The following is a 16,072-nucleotide window of genomic DNA, read 5'->3' on the forward strand; positions in this document are numbered from 1 at the left end:
AAAACGGGTATGGGTTGTGGTTCCGGCGACCCGCCGACTTCTCTCGAATCCGGAGAGGGCTTTTGTTCATCCCGGCGGTACTGTGGCTCGCATGGAGAAGATTGCCATCGACGAGGCGGCAGGGAGCGAGATGGGCGACGCCGATCGACGCAGCCTGTCGGAGCCACTCGACACCGCGGATCTCGCCATGAATCACTACGCGCTGGAGCCCGGCGAGGCGTTCTCGGGCGGGCTCCACGCACATCTCGATCAAGAGGAGGTGTTCTACGTTCAGGAAGGGACCGCGACGTTCGAAACCAAGTCCGAGGCCACTGCCGACAGCGATCTCGTCGAGGTGACTGCCGGCGAGACGATCCGTTTCGCGCCCGGCGAGTTCCAACAGGGCCGCAACGAGAGCGACGAGCCCGTGGCCGCACTGGCACTCGGGGCACCGAAGGAGTCGACGGAAGGGCGCGTGCCTCAGCCCTGTCCCGAGTGTGGCGAAAGCGACGTGCTCGCGATCACGATGACCGACGACGGGATGGGGCTCGAATGCCCCGAGTGCGGCGCGGCGATCGACGCCGACATCTGATCCGATAGCGCTGACCGGCCGCATCGCCGGTCCTGCTGATTCTGTCGGTTTTCACCCGCGGTGATCGGCCGGATCGCCCGTCCCGCCGGTGAGCGCGCTCGCGAGCGCGCCCCGAACCACGACGTCGTCGCCGAACTCGGTGAGTCGGACCTCGGGGACGTTGGTCATCACGAGATCGTCGAGCCGGTCGCGGATCGGATCGACCACGAGTTCCTCGTTGTTGAGCGCGACCGCCCCACCGACCGAGATCACGAGCGGCGCGTAGGCGTGGACCACGCCCGCCACGCCCATCGCGTTCCACTCCGCGAGGCGCTCGACGACCCGTTCGGCGAACGCGTCCTCGCGGGCGTGGGCGAACACGTCGACGGCGTCGAACCCTTCCTCGTCGATCGGGAGGGCGGTCGCGGGTCGGTCGGCGTCGTTCCAGAGCAGTCGTGCGTACGCCGGGATGTTCGCGCCGGAACAGTACGCTTCCCAGTGACCGTCGTGGCCGCAGCCACAGGTCAGCCGTCCCTCGGGATCGACGGCGTAGTGGCCGACCTCGCCCGCGTTGCTGTCCCACCCTTTGAGGACGGAGCCGTCGACGGTGACGCCAGCCCCGATCCCGCTCGAAATCGTGAGATACACCATGTCGTCGGGGTTGCGCTCGGCGTGATACCGCTCGCCGATCACCCCCGCGGCGACGTCCTTGTGGAGGTGGACTCGATCCGAGTCCACGAGGTTCGCGATCGGCCCGGTGAGCGGGACGGTGTCGACCGCGATGTTGGTTGGCTCGACGATTCCCTCGGTGGGGTCGAGCCGGCCGGCGGCGGCCACCCCGACCGCCTCGATCGCCCCCGGGGACGCGTTCGCCGCCAGACACGCCTCGCGGAGACAGTCGAGTATCGCGTCGGTGACCGGGAGCCCCGTGGAGAGATCGGGTGGGACCGGCCGCTTGTCGCTGCCGCGGATCTCGCCGTCAGCGTCGGCGACGACCGCGCGGACGTTCGTCCCCCCGAGATCGACGCCGGCGTACCTCGCCATACGTCGGCAACGCCGCTCCTCGTCTTAACTCATCGGCATTGGGCTCGCACCGGCGGATGGAAGCCCCCTGGGGACGAACGTGGCCACATGATCGATCCCGATCTCGCCGGTCGAACGGCGCTCGTCACCGGCAGCGCGAAAGGCGTCGGCCGCGAACTCCTGCTCGCGCTCGCTGACTGCGGTGCGTCGGTCGCCGTCCACTACAACACCAGCGCCGACGCCGCGAGCGAGGTGGCCGACCGCGCCCGCGAGCACGGCGTCGACGTCACGACCGTCCAGGCCGACGTGACCGACCCCGACGCCGTCGACGACCTCTTTTCCGCCGTCGAGAACGATCTAGGGAGCGTGGACGTGCTCGTGAACAACGTGGGTGCGTTCGCGCCGATCCACTGGGAAGAGATCGATTTCGAGACGTGGAACCGGGTACTCGAAACCAATCTGAACGGGACCTACCTCTGCTCGAAGCGCGCGCTGGATGGAATGCGCGCGGCCGAGTGGGGCCGGATCGTCAACGTCGGCTACGCGAGCGCCGACCGACTGCTCGTCAGCCCGCAGAACTTCCCCTATTTCGTGGCGAAGGCGGGCGTCCTGATGTTCACTCGGATGCTCGCTGCCGACACCCAGGACGAGGGAATCACGGTGAACGCGGTCTCGCCGTACGTCGTCGAGAACTCCGACGTATTTCCGGACAGCCTGCCTCGTGGGCGATCGGCGTCGTTCGAGGACATGTGCCAGGCGATGCTGTTCTTCCTCGAAGACGACAGCGACTACCTGAGCGGCCAGAACGTCGCGGTCGACGGCGGGTGGCGGCCCGAGCGGGTCTAACTAGTTCCCCTCGATCGCGTCGATCACCATCGCGGCCGCGACGATGGCTTCCTTCGGGACGTCGCTCGCGTCGTCGATTCGGACGACGTACTCGTCTTTCAGCGAGAGCTTGCCCTCGATACTTCCGACATGATCGCCGTCGGCATCGGTGATCTCGTATTTATGAGGGAGGATCGAGAAGACGTCGCTGAAGTACCGAAGTGCCTCGACGAGCGTGCTCTGTGAGGTGATCTCGGCGATGACCGACTCGGTATCCGGATCCCGAATCTTCCATCGATCGGTGAGCAGCGTGTAGTTCTCGTCGAGAACGACCACCGGCTCGTCGGTCGCGTCGTCGGTGAGGGTGTAGTTGCCCGCGACGTCGAGGATCCCGCCGGCTTTCACGGTGAAGACGGGATCGCCGTCCGGCCCTACGAACGGGAACTCCTCTTTCATCTTCAGCATCTTCTGTTTGCCCTGGAGCACGAGCTCCCCTGCCGAGTCGTACGCCCGGTACTTGTTCCGAAACAGCGACTGAACCACCCGGTACTCGTCGCCGGTCAGCTCGATCCCCGCAAGGGCGTCGGTGCTCGCCATACGCTCGCCTCGGCGACGACCATCAAATACGTATCGGAGGGGCTTCATCCGATCCGTTCGTGAACGGGGCAGTCGCTGTGATTCGGGCCGCGACCGACAAGGTTTCACCGTCCGCGCCCCCACCGAAACCAATGAGTAAGGACGTCATCGAGGTCCGCGGCGCGGAAGAACACAACCTGAAAGACCTCGACGTCACCATCCCACGCGAGGCGTTCACGGTCGTCACTGGCCTCTCGGGCTCGGGCAAATCCTCGCTCGCCTTCGAGACCGTCTACGCCGAAGGCCAGCGCCGATACATCGAGAGCCTCTCGGCCTACGCCCGGAACTTCCTCGGCCAGATGGACAAGCCCCAGGTCGAGAACGTCGAGGGGCTCTCGCCGGCGATCTCGATCGACCAGAAGAACGCCGCCAACAACCCCCGCTCGACGGTTGGAACGGTCACGGAACTCCACGACTATCTCAGACTGCTCTACGCTCGTGTCGGCACGCCACACTGTCCGGAGTGTGGCCGCGAGGTCGGCGAGCAGTCCGCCCAGCAGATGGTCCGACGGATTTTGGAACTCCCCGAGGGAACCAGGGCGAAGATCGCCGCACCGGTCGTCCGCGACCAGAAGGGAGCCTTCGAGGACCTGTTCGACGAGCTCGTGAGCGAGGGCTACTCACGCGTCGAGGTCGACGGCGAGACGTTCGATCTCGCGACCGATCGACCGGACCTCGACGAGAACTACGACCACACCGTCGACGTGGTGGTCGACCGCGTGAAGATCGCCGATGACGCCCGCTCGCGGATCACCGACAGCGTCGAGACCGCCCTCGAAGAGGCCGACGGCGTGCTCAAAGTGTTCCTGCCCGACCCACCCGCCGAGGCCGACATCGGCGGGTCGACGGCGCGAGCGACCGGCGACCTCGCCGGTGAAACCGACGAGCGGTCGGTCGTCGAGTTCTCCGAGGCGCTCGCGTGCACCCACTGTGGGATCGACATCTCCGAGATCGAGACCCGATCCTTCTCGTTCAACAGTCCGCACGGGGCGTGTCCCGAATGCGAGGGAATCGGCGAGGCCAAGGAGGTTGACGAGGAGCTCGTGATTCAGAACCCCGAAAAACCGCTTCGCGAGGTGTTCGAGCCGTGGAGCTACTCCCGATCGTACTATCAGACGCGACTCGATGCCGTCGCGGCCCACTTCGGACTCTCGCTCGATACGCCGTTCGCCGATCTGGACTCCGACATTCAGGAAGCGTTTCTGTATGGTACGTCCGAGCAGGTGGTCTTCGAACGGCGGACGAAAAACGGCACCCGGCGGAAGGAAAAACGGTTCGAGGGCGTGATCCCCAACCTCGAACGCCGCCACGTCGAGACCGAGAGCTCGGGCACGCGCGACCACATCGAGAAGTTCATGGCGACCACGACGTGTCCGGCCTGTGACGGGACCCGGATCAAGCCCGAGAGCCGCGCCGTTTTGATCGACGACACGCCGATCACCGCAGTCAATCGGCTGTCGATCGGCGATGCGCTCGCGCACTTCGAGGGGATGGAGACCGACATGACCGAGCGTGAGCGAACCATCGCCGAGGAGATCCTGAAGGAGATCCGCGCCCGGCTCGGGTTCATGTGCGAGGTCGGGCTCGAATATCTCACGCTCGATCGCCAGGCGGCCACCCTCTCTGGCGGCGAAAGCCAGCGCATCCGGCTCGCCACCCAGATCGGTTCCGGACTCGTCGGGGTGCTTTACGTGCTCGACGAGCCCTCGATCGGACTCCACCAGCGAGACAACGACCGACTCCTGAACACCTTGGCGGAGCTCCGCGACCTCGGCAACACCCTGCTCGTCGTCGAACACGACGAGGAGACGATGCGCCGGGCCGACGAGGTCATCGACATGGGGCCTGGTCCCGGCAAGCGCGGCGGCGAGGTCGTCGCCCAGGGCCCAGTCGAGGAGATCGAACGCGCCGAGAGATCGATCACGGGCGACTATCTCAGCGGTCGGAAGGCGATCCCGGTGCCCGAGGAACGCCGTGAGTCCGACGACGAACTCGTGATTCGGGGCGCGCGCCAGCACAACCTCGACGATCTCGACGTGTCGATCCCGCTGGGATGCTTCACCGCGATCACCGGCGTGTCGGGCTCCGGGAAGTCGACGCTGATGCACGACGTGCTCTACAAGGGGCTCGTGCGCGAGATGAACGACAACCGCTCCGTCGATCCTGGCGAGCACGATGCGATCGAGTACGACGGGATCGAAACTGTCAGGTTGATCGATCAGTCGCCGATCGGCCGGACGCCGCGCTCGAACCCCGCGACTTATACTGGGGTGTTCGATTACGTCCGCAAGCGCTTCGCCGAGACCAAACTCGCCAAACAGCGTGGCTACGAGAAGGGCCGCTTCTCGTTCAACGTCAAAGGCGGCCGGTGTGAGGCCTGCGGCGGCCAGGGCACGGTCAAGATCGAGATGAACTTCCTCTCCGATGTTCACGTGCCCTGTGAGGAGTGTGGCGGTGCGCGCTACAACGACGAGACCCTCGACGTGACGTTCAAGGGGAAAACCATCGCGGACGTGCTCGACATGTCGATCGAGGAGGCCTACGACTTCTTCGAGGCCGACACCAGGCTCGAACGCCGGCTCCAGCTCCTCCGGGACGTCGGGTTGGGCTACATGCGACTCGGTCAGCCCTCGACCACCCTCTCCGGGGGCGAGGCCCAGCGCGTCAAACTCGCCGAGGAGTTGGGAAAGAAACAGACCGGCGACACGCTCTATCTGCTCGACGAGCCCACGACAGGGCTGCATTCGGCCGACGAGCGCAAGCTCATCGACGTGCTCCAGCGCCTCACCGACAACGGGAACTCGGTCGTGGTGGTCGAACACGAACTCGACCTCGTGAAGAACGCCGATCACGTGATCGACCTCGGCCCCGAGGGCGGCGAACACGGGGGCGAGATCGTGGCGGCGGACACGCCCGAGGCGCTGACTGGTGTCGAGGACTCTCACACTGGGCGATACCTCCGAGATCTGCTGCCTGGCGTCGACCTGGAGGGGCCGCGAGCGGAACGCCGCGTCGGGGCCGCTGGCGACGACTGACGTTCCCCTTGCGGCACGTCCCGTCGTCGATCACTCCTCGACGAGCCGCGCCACGGCGTCGTAGACATCGCTCCGGTCCAGCGCGGAGCGCACGAGCAGCTGGCCGCCGATGCTCGCCGGGCTGATGACGGTGTCGGCCCCCGCGCGTTCGAGCTTCGGAACGTTCTCACGGTCGGTGGCGGCCGCGACGATGTACACCTCGCTGTTCAGATCCCGCGCCGTCAGCACCGCGAGTGCGTCCTGGGCGTCGTCGTCGGTCGCGACCACGACCGCCCGCGCGTCGTCGATGCGGGCGCGCCGGAGGGTCTCCTCGTCGCTCGGATCGGCGGTGAGAACGTCGACGTCTCGGTCGGCTAGCGTCGACGCCCGCTCGGAATCGGGTGTGATGACGAGGAACTCGGCGGCATCCGTGAGCTCCGCGACCACGGGTTCGGTGAGATCGCCGTAGCCGAGCACCAGCACGTGGTCTTCGAGGAGTTCGAGTTGGCTCCCGGTCATGCGCCCGAGCGCCCGCGAAAAGCGCGCCTCGATCGCGGGGCCCAGCAGCGTCCCGAGCGCGAGCGCGAAACTGCTGGCTCCGAGGAGCACGACCGAGATGCCGAACAGCCGCGCGGCCTGACTCGTCGGCACCGCATCGCCGTAACCGACCGTGCTCGCGGTCGCGATCGCGTAGTAGAACGCATCGATCGGGGTATCGATGGTGGTGAACTCGTCACGGAGCGTGTACGCGCCCACCGTCCCATAAACCTGTGTGGCGACGAGCGCGGCCCCGGCCGCCAGCTGTGATGTCGAAACCGAAAGCTCCCGGTCGAACCGTGTGGCGTTCACGAGCACCACCGGGAACGTCACGATCGAGAGCACGACGAGCGGCACCGACAGCGAACTCGACTGGAGCAGTCCCTGGAGCGCACCCATCGGGAGGAGGATGGTCGTCGCGTACCACGCGACTCGCAGCCGCCGCCGGAGCCCGAGCGCGCTCACGACGAGTAGAAAGCCGGTGAGCGATCCGGTGAAACCGGCGGTTCGCTGTATCCACTCCGGAACGAACTGCCCGAGCGGGCCGACGACGCTCCGCGCACCGATGTTCGCGACCCCGGTCGCTACCGACAGCGCGGCGACGGTCGCGGCGAGGAGGACCGTGAGCCGGCCGCCGTGACGCTGCCAGTACGAACGAACCCACGTGCTGTCCACTCGCGTTGCTACCAGTCCACACCGATAAAACTGGACCGATGCCGCGCCGTGGTCCCGCCCCTCCCATCCGCTCGTTCGTCGATTCGTGGACACCAGAACCGCGACGTTCGAGCCGTCAGACTCGCCAGTACGAAGGGGAGAACACGATGAGAACCGAGAGGATCTCGAGGCGACCGATCCACATCAACAGCGCCATGTAGACCTTCGCGGCCGACGAGAACGGCAGGAAGTTGTTCATCGGGCCCACGACGCCGACGCCCGGCCCGACGTTGCCAAGCGTCGCGATCGCCGCGCTCACCGTCTCGATACCGGAGAGCTCGAGGCCGGTCAGGTGGCTGTCGATGTAGAGGACGATCGTGGAGGCCACGAAGATCACGATGAAGAGCATCACGAACACGAACACGCTCCGGATCGTGTCCTCGTCGGTGGTTCCCGAGGGGAGCTCGATCGGCCGCACCGCCTCGGGGTGGATCGAAGTGAAAAGTTCTCTAGCCATCGCTTTCTGCACGAGATACCACCGGATGATCTTGATCGAGCCCGCCGCGGAGCCGGCCGACCCCCCCAGAAACATCGCGAACAGGAGGACGACCTGGCTCGACTGGTCCCACGTGTTGAAGTCCATGCTCGCGTAGCCCGTGGTGGTCACGATTGCGGCGGTCTGGAAGAGCGCCTGGCGCACCGAGTGCTCGACGTCGCCGGGGATCGTCGCGACGCCCGAAGGGATCTCGTCGAGGCCGACGCCGGCGAACAGCAGGACGGCGAGGAGGCCGCCGACGACACCCATCGCGAGGAGGTACGACCGGAACTCGACGTTTCGCACGAGACGGCCGGGCTCGCCACGCATGGCGTACCAGAAGAGTGCGAAGTTGGTGCCGGCGACGATCATGAAGACGATCACCGCCCACTGGATCGCCGGCGAGAACGCCTCGATACTCCGCGCTTGCGGCGAGAACCCGCCCGTGGGGAGCGTCGTCAGGGCGTGGGCGACCGCACCATAAAAGTCCATCTCGGGAGCCACGCCGGCGAGGTGAAGTGCGTAGTACACCGCGACCGCGAGCGCCGTGAACCCGACGTAGATGCCCCAGAGCGCCCGAGCGGTGTCCTGGATCCGCGGGGTGAGCTTCTGGATCGAGAGACCGGGCGCTTCCTCGCCGATGACCTGTGCGCCACCGACCGAGAGTTCTGGGAGGATGGCGACCATGAGCACCAGGATTCCCATGCCGCCGATCCACTGAGTGAGCTGTCGCCACAGCAGGATCGACCGGGAGTGCTGTTCGAAGGAAATCTCCGCGAGGACGGTCGATCCCGTCGTGGTGAACCCGCTCATGCTCTCGAAGAAAGCGTTCGCCGGCTGGGCGATCGTGCCCTGGCCCGCGAGCAGGTACGGGAGCATCCCGACCAGCGGAACGACTAGCCACGTGAGACTCACGACGAGGAACGCCTCGCGGTGGCCGAGCTGGGCGTCCGATCGGAGGCGATCGAGAACGACACCCAGCCCGCCCATCGCCGCGATCGTCACGAGAAACGGGACCGGGTCCTCGCCGTAGTAGAGCGCGGCCGCCGCCGGTACGAGCGGCGCGAGCGCCATGTACTTGAGCACCAGCCCGACGAACCCAAGACTCGACTTGTAATCGATGTAGACGTCGAAATCCAGGTTGAGGGCGTCCGTCACCGCACTCAGCCGGTCGGCACTCATGCGACTGTCTGGGTGCCCGTCCGACAAATAAGGGCCTCGATACACGAACCGAGTACCGCCTGGCGGCGAGCGTGTCGACGCTCCTTCCCCGGAGCGTCGCCATCGATTTATAGGACACTCGACACGATACGACGAGCCGCCAACCGAGCTCTTCGGACACGGCTCATCACGACATCGACGGCGCACGCCGAGTACGTCGGCGAACACGCGACCGTCAACCTCGATCGTCCCACTGCCACACGGCGTGCTGGAGGCCACGACGTTCGGCCGGTCACGAAATCCGAGACGACCGCACGAGTGCCGGCGGCTGCAGGCCGACCGTTTACGGGAGTGCTCTCGAACGTTATCATGGCTTTATGATGGCAGCCGGTACGCAACAGTAGACAACAGTGTGGAGAACGATACTGCCTCGGAGCTATGAGCATGGTCGGTAACGAAAGCACGAAATGAGTTCGGAGAAGCCACAAGGACCGCTCGAACGGGAACTCCGCCGGCTCTCGTCGGTGAGTTCTCTCGGCGATCTCACCCAGCGCCAGCGAACCGTTCTCACCTTCTTCGCCATACTCGCCGCCATCATCGGCGTCTACACGGTGCTCTACAACGTCGGGATGCGGCGGCTGGAAGGCGACGACTACACCCTTTTCCGTTCGTTTCAGACCGTCATCAACACGATGACGACCACCGGCTACGGAGGGGACTCGCCGTGGCAGACGCCGATCATGAACGTGTTCGTGGTCTGGATGCAGCTTTCGGGCGTCGTCATCGGGTTCGTCACGCTACGAATCCTCATCATTCCGCTGTTCGAGCGCGCACCGGTGGTGCTCGACGAACAACTCACCGAGAAGAGCGACCACGTCGTCGTCTGTGAGTACGGTCGTGGACGGGACGTTCTCCTCGACGAGTTCGAACGCATCGGCATCGAGTACGTGCTCGTGGATTCGGACAAAGAGGAGGCCATTGGCCTGTCGAACCGGGGGTACGCGGTTATCGACGGTGACCCGACCGATGTCGAGACGCTGGAGCGCGCATCGATCGAGGACGCTTCGCTCGTGATCTCGGATGCGGGCGACCGGAACACGAGCGTTGCGCTGACTGCGCACCAATGCAACGAGGACGTGCGAGTGGTGTGTCTCACCGACACGCCGGACCGCCGGGAGGCACTCGAACGGGCCGGTGTCGATCGCGTCGTCTGCCCGCCGTCGCTCATCGGTCGACAGTTGGCCGAGAAGGCGTCGACGGATTTCGATCTCTCGGGATCGACGGACGTGCTCGGCGAGAACACCGTCGTCCGAGAGGTCGTCGTGCGGCGTGATGGTCCCCTTCACGACACGCCGGTCGGTGCGACGCCGATCGTCGAAGACCCCCGGCTTACGCTCGTCGCCGCGTGGATCGACGGCGAACTGCGGATCCCGCCCGGCCCGAACGACCGGCTGACGCCAAACGCAGTCCTCGTGGTCGTCGGGGATGCCGAATCCTTCGAGGGGATTCGTGGCGGGACCGCGAACGTGCAGTCCACTGTGACCCACGCGGACGTCATCGTCGCTGGCGTCGGCGTGGCAGGCGAGGCGGCGATCGGACAGCTCCCCGAACGCGCCGACCCAACGACGATCGACGTCCGTGACGATCCCGCGACGGACGTCGTCGGCGACGCCAGCACGCCGGACGTTCTCGAACGGGCCGGCATCGGTGAGGCGACCGCGCTCCTCCTCACCATCGACAACGACGATGCTGCACTGCTCGCCACGGCAGTCGCACGATCGCTCACCGACACTATCGAGATCCTGGTGCGAGTGACTGACGCCGAAAGCGTCCCGAAAGCGTTCGGAGCGGGCGCTGATTACGCGCTCTCCGAACAGCGCACGACCGCACGAACGCTGGCTGCCGACGTCTTCGGCGAGTCAGTGATCAATCCCGTCGGACAGATACGGATCATCCGCACCCCCGCCACACCTTTCGTCGGGCGAACGCTCAGCAGCTCCGAAGAAGACTCCGATCGAGGCTGGGTTCTCCTCGGCGTCGAACGGAACGGGACGTTCCGAACGGACGATTCCGTCGAGGTCGGGAACGAAGATTCGGTCGTCGTCGCCGGAACTGACGCTGCGATCCAAAATTTCGAACGACGAACCGATAGCGCCCGCTGACGGTCCCGACGAACTCGGAGCGGACCGTCGACGATCCGTGTTCGACTGGACGGGACGAACGTTTTCACCCATCGTCGCGTAGCCCTCGCCATGCCCACGATCCACGCCGCGATGCGGAACGGGCTGCTCGTCGCCGTGCGTGACGACGTTGCGGAGCACGACGGCGCGACGACCGATGGAGTGGTGTCCGACGGCGCGGTGCCCGGCGACGCCTGGCGAACGACGCGTCGCCTCGCCGAACACGATCTCGAATGCATCGCGGTCCATCCCGCATCCCCCGACCGCGTGTTCGTCGGCACGTTCGACGCCGGGCTCCACCGGAGCGAGGACGGCGGAGAGAGCTTCGAACGCGTCGGCCAGGGCACCATCGGCGAGCACGTGATGTCGCTCGCGGTCGATCCCGAGAGTCCGGAGACGGTCTGGGCTGGGACCGAACCGAGCGCGGTCTATCGTTCGACCGACGGCGGCGAGTCGTGGGAACACCGCGAGGGACTCACCGACCTGCCGTCGTCTTCGGAGTGGTCGTTCCCGCCGCGGCCCGACACTCACCACGTCCGGTGGATCGAACCCGACCCCCACGATCCGGACCATCTCTACGTCGGGATCGAGGCGGGCGCGCTGGTCCAGACCCACGACGCCGGCGAGACGTGGGAAGACCGCGTCGAGACCGCGCGCGTCGACAACCATTCTTTGACTACGCATCCCGACGCACCCGAGCGTGCGTGGTCGGCGGCGGGCGACGGCTACGCCGAGACCCACGACGCCGGCGAGACGTGGGTCCACCCCCAAGAGGGGCTCGACCACCGCTACTGCTGGAGCGTCGCGGTCGACCCTGCCGATCCCGACACCGTCCTCCTCTCGTCCGCGAGCGGTCCCCGATCGGCACACAACACAGACACCGCCGAGAGCTACGTCTACCGCAAGCGCGGCGACAGCCCGACGGCGACCGGCGGCGGCGTGTCGTGGGAGCGCCTCGACGACCGCGGCCTCCCGACCGGCGAGGGCGTCGTCCGAGCAGTGCTCGCGCCGGGTGCTGCGGCGGGCGAGTTTTACGCGGTCACCAATCTCGGGCTCTTTTCCACTACTGACGCCGGCGATTCGTGGACACGACTCGGCGTCGAGTGGCCCGCGGCATTCGAGTCACAGACGCCGCGCGGTCTCGCCGTGCTCGCTTGATCCGGCAGCGAATGGCCCCTCTGGTAGCGCGAATCAATCCTCGAACTCGGTGCGTTCGGTCGCGGGGGTCGGGTCGTCGCGGTCGTCGTAGAACGCGCGGTAGGTCGCCCGATACCGCGCGAGCTTCCGGTAGAGGAAGTAGCCGAAGAAGCCGTCGTAGAGCACCACGAACGCGAGGAGCGTCACGAAGGTCGGGACGCCGAGCACTGCGGCCGCGATCGACGGGACGAACGTGAGGGTGTTGTACGTCGCGTGGATCAGCGCGGCGATCAGGAGCCCTTTGATCACGATCGGGCCCGCCCGATCGCGGTTGAACTTCGCCAGCCCGAGATAGTAGCCCGCAAAGGCCGAGTAGATCACGTGGCCCGGGCCGGCGATCGCGCGGGCGGGCGTCACGCCGCCGCCGGCACCGAGAATGTTGCCGATGACTGGGGTGCTGACTGCGTCGGTGATGTAGAGGGCGTTCTCGATCGAGGCGAACCCGAGACCCGCGACCGCACCGTACACCGCGCCGTCGATCACCGCATCGAAACGCGAACTCCGGTAGGCGTAGATCCTGACTGCGAGCCATTTCACCGTCTCCTCGACCGGTCCGACCACCAGGTAGAAAAACCAGACCGTTCCCACCACCGGGACCAGGCCGAAAACATCGCTCAAATAGGAGTTGACAAGCGCGGCGAATCCCGCGAACAGCGTCCCGAGCGCGAACGTCGCAGCGAGCAAGGATGGTGGCTCCGCTGACGTGACATCCGTTCGCCAGACGAAGACGACGAGCGCGAGCGCCGGCAGGATCGACAGCAGCGTGAACCCGCCGACGATGGGGTTCGTGACTCGCGTCAGGTCGGTGCTCGACAGCAACAGCCAGAGGATGGCGAGCGACGTGAGCACCAGAATCAGCTGTGCAGTCGCCTGCAACACCCGATAGAGCGTGACCGCGATCCCATCGAGTGGCGATCGCACCTCCCACGTCGTCACATCGTAGAGATCGCGCGTCCCGTCGTCGCGCGCCTGCACTGGATCGTGTCCGTCCACCATACCCGCTTCTCGGTCCCCGGTTCCTAACCGTTGTCCCTGTCCGAAAAATCCATGTGATTATATAACATTATCGCCTTTATGCGTAGATTGATGTGGTTCCGTCGACGAAGCACAGGTCCATGACACCACGAAGCACCTCGCGGGGAATTCTTTACGCGACACTCCCGACCGAGGAGCCGAACGAGGAGGAAAAACCGACGGCAGCAGCGGCGGAAGACGAACCCACGACGGCGCGATCGAACGCCGGTCCCGTTCCTGCGGACGACTGATTCGACGGACCCGTTCTCTGCTGGTCGCTCCCGTCGAGCGTGAGCTACACCGACTCGATCTCGACGTACCGTACCTGCACGTCGACCGGACCGGGATCGACGATCGTTCCTGGGACATCGAGTGTTCCGAGCGCACCGTCGATGCGCCGATCGAGCGGCGCGGCGAGACTCGCCGATTCGCTATCCGGTGGTTGGCCGACGACGACGGTCACGTTCGTCGGTTCGCGTGGCGGGACGGGATCGTCGTAGCCGAACTGGACGTCGAGGAGCGTGAGCTGCTCGTACTCGGGTCGATCGAGGAGTTCCTCGACATCGCCCTGAACCTCCTGTTCGAACGCCGCGGTGCGGTAGGAGTCGTAGGTCACGACACCGAGGAACACCGAGAGGACGAGGATCGCCGCCACTAGCGCCCCGACGCGTTTGCGGGTGGCGCGCCGGGCGGTGTCCTCTTTGAACCAGTGGTCGGGCCGGTAGCCCCGATACCAGAGCACCACGAGCGCGGTCACGTTGATCGAGAGCACGTTCACGAGCACCAGCACTGTGGACCCGAGCACGGTCCCGGGCAGTCCCCACGCGATCCCGATCCCGATCACGCCGAGCGGCGGGACGAGCGCGGCCGCGATCATCACCCCCACGATCGCGGCCGACACGCCCGACGCGAGGCTCACCGCGCCCGCGACGCCCGCCCCGAGCGCGACCGCGAGCGAGAGGAAATCCGGGGTAAGTCGCCCTCTGACCTGGCTGATCGCGAGCACGTCGGTGCCCGGCGGTATCACGTTGGTCACCCTCGCGAGGCCGGCGAACGCAGCCGCGGCGACGATCGCGATCGCGAGCCCCACAGCTTGCAGTTTGATCCCCTCGCGGAACATCTCGCGATCGTCGACGACGGTGCCGACGGCGGTCGCCATCGCCGGGCCGATCAGCGGCGCGATCACCATCGATCCCACCACGACCGCGGGCGAGTCGAGCAGGAGGCCGGCGGTGGCGACCACCGCGCTCACGATCGTCATGACGAGGTAGGTTCCGGTCGTGGGGACGAGTTCTCGGGCGCGCGCGTGGAGTTCCTCGCGGGCGATCCGTTTGTCGCTGTCCTCGTCGTTCTCGTACCGCTCCTCTAACTTGTCGAACCGGCGTGACACCACGGTTTCGGCATCGAGAACGACGGTGTAAGCGTCCTCGTCGATCCCGGTCTCGCGGAGCCGATCGAGCACCGGCTCGACCGCAGTCGTCGGCAACGGAAACGAAACCACTCCGGTGAACTCCCGGCCGCTCGTCTCCTCGGTCAGCACGTAGTCGATTCCCTCGTCGTCGAGGGTCCGGAGGATCGCCTCGCGCTTGCCCGCCGGGATCGTCACCTGGACCAGTCGCACACGCGGTGCTCTCGGCGGATGGTCAAATATCCGTGGATGTACCGGTGGTCGGCTGTCGTGCTTTCAGTTGTCGAGGCCGGGTAATGGTGGTTGGCGCGCGGGAGCGCGTCGAAGACGCGCGACTCGCGCGAGGTCTGCACGAGCAAAGCGAGTGCAGGCTCGTCAGAGCAGAGCTCTGACGGTGGATGACTGAGCAAGCGAACGGAGCGAGCAGTGCGAGCGGAGCGAATCGGTTGGGGAGGGCGTGGCCCGCGGTCTCTCATTTGTGTCGAGATCCGTCACGGATGGCTTGATTCTCGTCTCCAAATTCGAGGCAACGACCTAGCTCCGGCCGAGCGAACGCGACACTCGGTAGGGAGAGTTAACCGATCGCAACTGATACGCCAGTCATGTTCGAGGGACGCCCCAACCGAGGAGCAGAGATCGTCTTCTGCGGTCGGTCGAACGTCGGCAAGTCCACCCTGCTCCGCGAGCTCACGGGTCACGACTTCCAGACTGGACAGAAACCAGGTGTGACGCGCTCACCCGGCCACTACGACTGGGCTCCCGAGGATTTCGTGCTCACCGATCTTCCGGGATTCGGGTTCATGTCTGGCGTCGCCGACGAGCGCAGGGAGGAAATCAAGACCGATGTCGTCCGGTACGTCGAGACCAACGCCGACGCAATCCTCGTGGGAGTGCTCGTGATCGACGGCAAGAGCGCCGTCGACATCATCGATCGCCACGCCGATCGCGGCGACATCCCCCACGACGTCGAACTGTTCGATTTCCTCCGCGATGTCGACGTTCCCACCGTGATCGCGGTCAACAAGATGGACAAGGTCGACGACCGCGACGAGCGGCTGAACGCCATTTGTGAGCGCCTCGGTCTTCCGTCGCCGTGGCAGCAGTGGCAGGACACGGTCGCGCCGGTGAGCGCGAAACGCGGCTCGATCGGCCCGCTGACCGACGCGATCGGCTCGCACCTCCACGAACAGAAACGCGACGATCTCCTGAAGTTCTTCTGAACGTTTTTACTGCGGGGGGTGCGCTCGCTCGTTTCACTCGCTCGCCCACCCCCGTCTGCTCACGGGCGGCGAAGCCGCCCGTTCGCACGGCCAGCGGGACGGCGGAGCCGTCCCGCTC

At 65.9% G+C, this 16,072-nt stretch carries 13 protein-coding genes; 7 read left to right on the plus strand and 6 right to left on the minus strand.

What is annotated here, in order from left to right:
* The first annotated feature begins 91 nt into the window (after positions 1–91).
* The gene (locus tag PHA81_RS11085) at positions 92–571 is read left to right on the plus strand and encodes a cupin domain-containing protein (RefSeq protein ID WP_273836817.1); all 480 of its coding nucleotides are present in this window, start codon (positions 92–94) and stop codon (positions 569–571) included.
* 51 nt (positions 572–622) lie between these two features.
* On the opposite strand, the gene PHA81_RS11090 is transcribed toward PHA81_RS11085, so the two are convergent.
* On the minus strand, positions 623–1,594 hold the full coding sequence (locus PHA81_RS11090; RefSeq protein ID WP_273836818.1) for an ROK family protein: 972 nt from the start codon (positions 1,592–1,594) through the stop codon (positions 623–625).
* A gap of 87 nt (positions 1,595–1,681) precedes the next feature.
* Between PHA81_RS11090 and PHA81_RS11095 the strand changes: the two genes are divergently transcribed.
* A complete protein-coding gene (locus PHA81_RS11095; RefSeq protein WP_273836819.1) occupies positions 1,682–2,419 on the plus strand; it encodes an SDR family NAD(P)-dependent oxidoreductase in 738 nt (245 codons plus the stop codon).
* On the opposite strand, the gene PHA81_RS11100 is transcribed toward PHA81_RS11095, so the two are convergent.
* On the minus strand, positions 2,420–2,995 hold the full coding sequence (locus PHA81_RS11100; RefSeq protein WP_273836820.1) for a hypothetical protein: 576 nt from the start codon (positions 2,993–2,995) through the stop codon (positions 2,420–2,422).
* A gap of 131 nt (positions 2,996–3,126) precedes the next feature.
* Between PHA81_RS11100 and uvrA the strand changes: the two genes are divergently transcribed.
* A complete protein-coding gene (gene uvrA, locus PHA81_RS11105) occupies positions 3,127–6,069 on the plus strand; it encodes an excinuclease ABC subunit UvrA (RefSeq protein WP_273836821.1) in 2,943 nt (980 codons plus the stop codon).
* A 30-nt stretch (positions 6,070–6,099) separates the two neighbouring features.
* On the opposite strand, the gene PHA81_RS11110 is transcribed toward uvrA, so the two are convergent.
* Together PHA81_RS11110 and PHA81_RS11115 are read right to left on the minus strand one after the other, a co-directional pair.
* Positions 6,100–7,260, minus strand: a complete 1,161-nt coding sequence (locus PHA81_RS11110) for an NAD-binding protein (protein ID WP_005043938.1) — start codon at positions 7,258–7,260, stop codon at positions 6,100–6,102.
* 115 nt (positions 7,261–7,375) lie between these two features.
* A complete protein-coding gene (locus PHA81_RS11115; protein ID WP_273836822.1) occupies positions 7,376–8,956 on the minus strand; it encodes a TrkH family potassium uptake protein in 1,581 nt (526 codons plus the stop codon).
* A gap of 446 nt (positions 8,957–9,402) precedes the next feature.
* Here PHA81_RS11115 and PHA81_RS11120 point away from each other — a divergent pair, with 446 nt between their 5' ends.
* A complete protein-coding gene (locus PHA81_RS11120; RefSeq protein ID WP_273836823.1) occupies positions 9,403–11,097 on the plus strand; it encodes an NAD-binding protein in 1,695 nt (564 codons plus the stop codon).
* Positions 11,098–11,187: 90 nt separating this feature from the next.
* Positions 11,188–12,273, plus strand: a complete 1,086-nt coding sequence (locus PHA81_RS11125; protein WP_273836824.1) for a hypothetical protein — start codon at positions 11,188–11,190, stop codon at positions 12,271–12,273.
* A 33-nt stretch (positions 12,274–12,306) separates the two neighbouring features.
* On the opposite strand, the gene PHA81_RS11130 is transcribed toward PHA81_RS11125, so the two are convergent.
* A complete protein-coding gene (locus tag PHA81_RS11130) occupies positions 12,307–13,308 on the minus strand; it encodes a PrsW family intramembrane metalloprotease (RefSeq protein WP_273836825.1) in 1,002 nt (333 codons plus the stop codon).
* A gap of 119 nt (positions 13,309–13,427) precedes the next feature.
* On the opposite strand from PHA81_RS11130, the gene PHA81_RS11135 reads away from it, so the two are divergent.
* Positions 13,428–13,577 (plus strand): hypothetical protein, encoded by a 150-nt coding sequence (locus PHA81_RS11135; protein ID WP_161606965.1) that lies wholly within the window; start codon positions 13,428–13,430, stop codon positions 13,575–13,577.
* A gap of 44 nt (positions 13,578–13,621) precedes the next feature.
* Here PHA81_RS11135 and PHA81_RS11140 read toward each other — a convergent pair whose 3' ends face one another.
* Positions 13,622–14,947 (minus strand): TIGR00341 family protein, encoded by a 1,326-nt coding sequence (locus tag PHA81_RS11140; RefSeq protein ID WP_005043950.1) that lies wholly within the window; start codon positions 14,945–14,947, stop codon positions 13,622–13,624.
* A 389-nt stretch (positions 14,948–15,336) separates the two neighbouring features.
* Here PHA81_RS11140 and engB point away from each other — a divergent pair, with 389 nt between their 5' ends.
* On the plus strand, positions 15,337–15,954 hold the full coding sequence (engB, locus tag PHA81_RS11145) for a GTP-binding protein EngB (RefSeq protein ID WP_273836826.1): 618 nt from the start codon (positions 15,337–15,339) through the stop codon (positions 15,952–15,954).
* Positions 15,955–16,072: the final 118 nt, after the last annotated feature.

The organism is Halococcus sp. PRR34, from assembly GCF_028617175.1.
Classification (GTDB): domain Archaea; phylum Halobacteriota; class Halobacteria; order Halobacteriales; family Halococcaceae; genus Halococcus; species Halococcus salifodinae.

What these genes read in the sequence shown, in the direction of transcription:
- PHA81_RS11085 (WP_273836817.1), top strand. Translation starts at nt 92, where the DNA reads ATGGAGAAGATTGCCATCGACGAGGCGGCAGGGAGCGAGATGGGCGAC.
- PHA81_RS11090 (WP_273836818.1), bottom strand. Translation starts at nt 1,594, where the DNA reads ATGGCGAGGTACGCCGGCGTCGATCTCGGGGGGACGAACGTCCGCGCG.
- PHA81_RS11095 (WP_273836819.1), top strand. Translation starts at nt 1,682, where the DNA reads ATGATCGATCCCGATCTCGCCGGTCGAACGGCGCTCGTCACCGGCAGC.
- PHA81_RS11100 (WP_273836820.1), bottom strand. Translation starts at nt 2,995, where the DNA reads ATGGCGAGCACCGACGCCCTTGCGGGGATCGAGCTGACCGGCGACGAG.
- uvrA (WP_273836821.1), top strand. Translation starts at nt 3,127, where the DNA reads ATGAGTAAGGACGTCATCGAGGTCCGCGGCGCGGAAGAACACAACCTG.
- PHA81_RS11115 (WP_273836822.1), bottom strand. Translation starts at nt 8,956, where the DNA reads ATGAGTGCCGACCGGCTGAGTGCGGTGACGGACGCCCTCAACCTGGAT.
- PHA81_RS11120 (WP_273836823.1), top strand. Translation starts at nt 9,403, where the DNA reads ATGAGTTCGGAGAAGCCACAAGGACCGCTCGAACGGGAACTCCGCCGG.
- PHA81_RS11125 (WP_273836824.1), top strand. Translation starts at nt 11,188, where the DNA reads ATGCCCACGATCCACGCCGCGATGCGGAACGGGCTGCTCGTCGCCGTG.
- PHA81_RS11130 (WP_273836825.1), bottom strand. Translation starts at nt 13,308, where the DNA reads ATGGTGGACGGACACGATCCAGTGCAGGCGCGCGACGACGGGACGCGC.
- PHA81_RS11135 (WP_161606965.1), top strand. Translation starts at nt 13,428, where the DNA reads ATGACACCACGAAGCACCTCGCGGGGAATTCTTTACGCGACACTCCCG.
- engB (WP_273836826.1), top strand. Translation starts at nt 15,337, where the DNA reads ATGTTCGAGGGACGCCCCAACCGAGGAGCAGAGATCGTCTTCTGCGGT.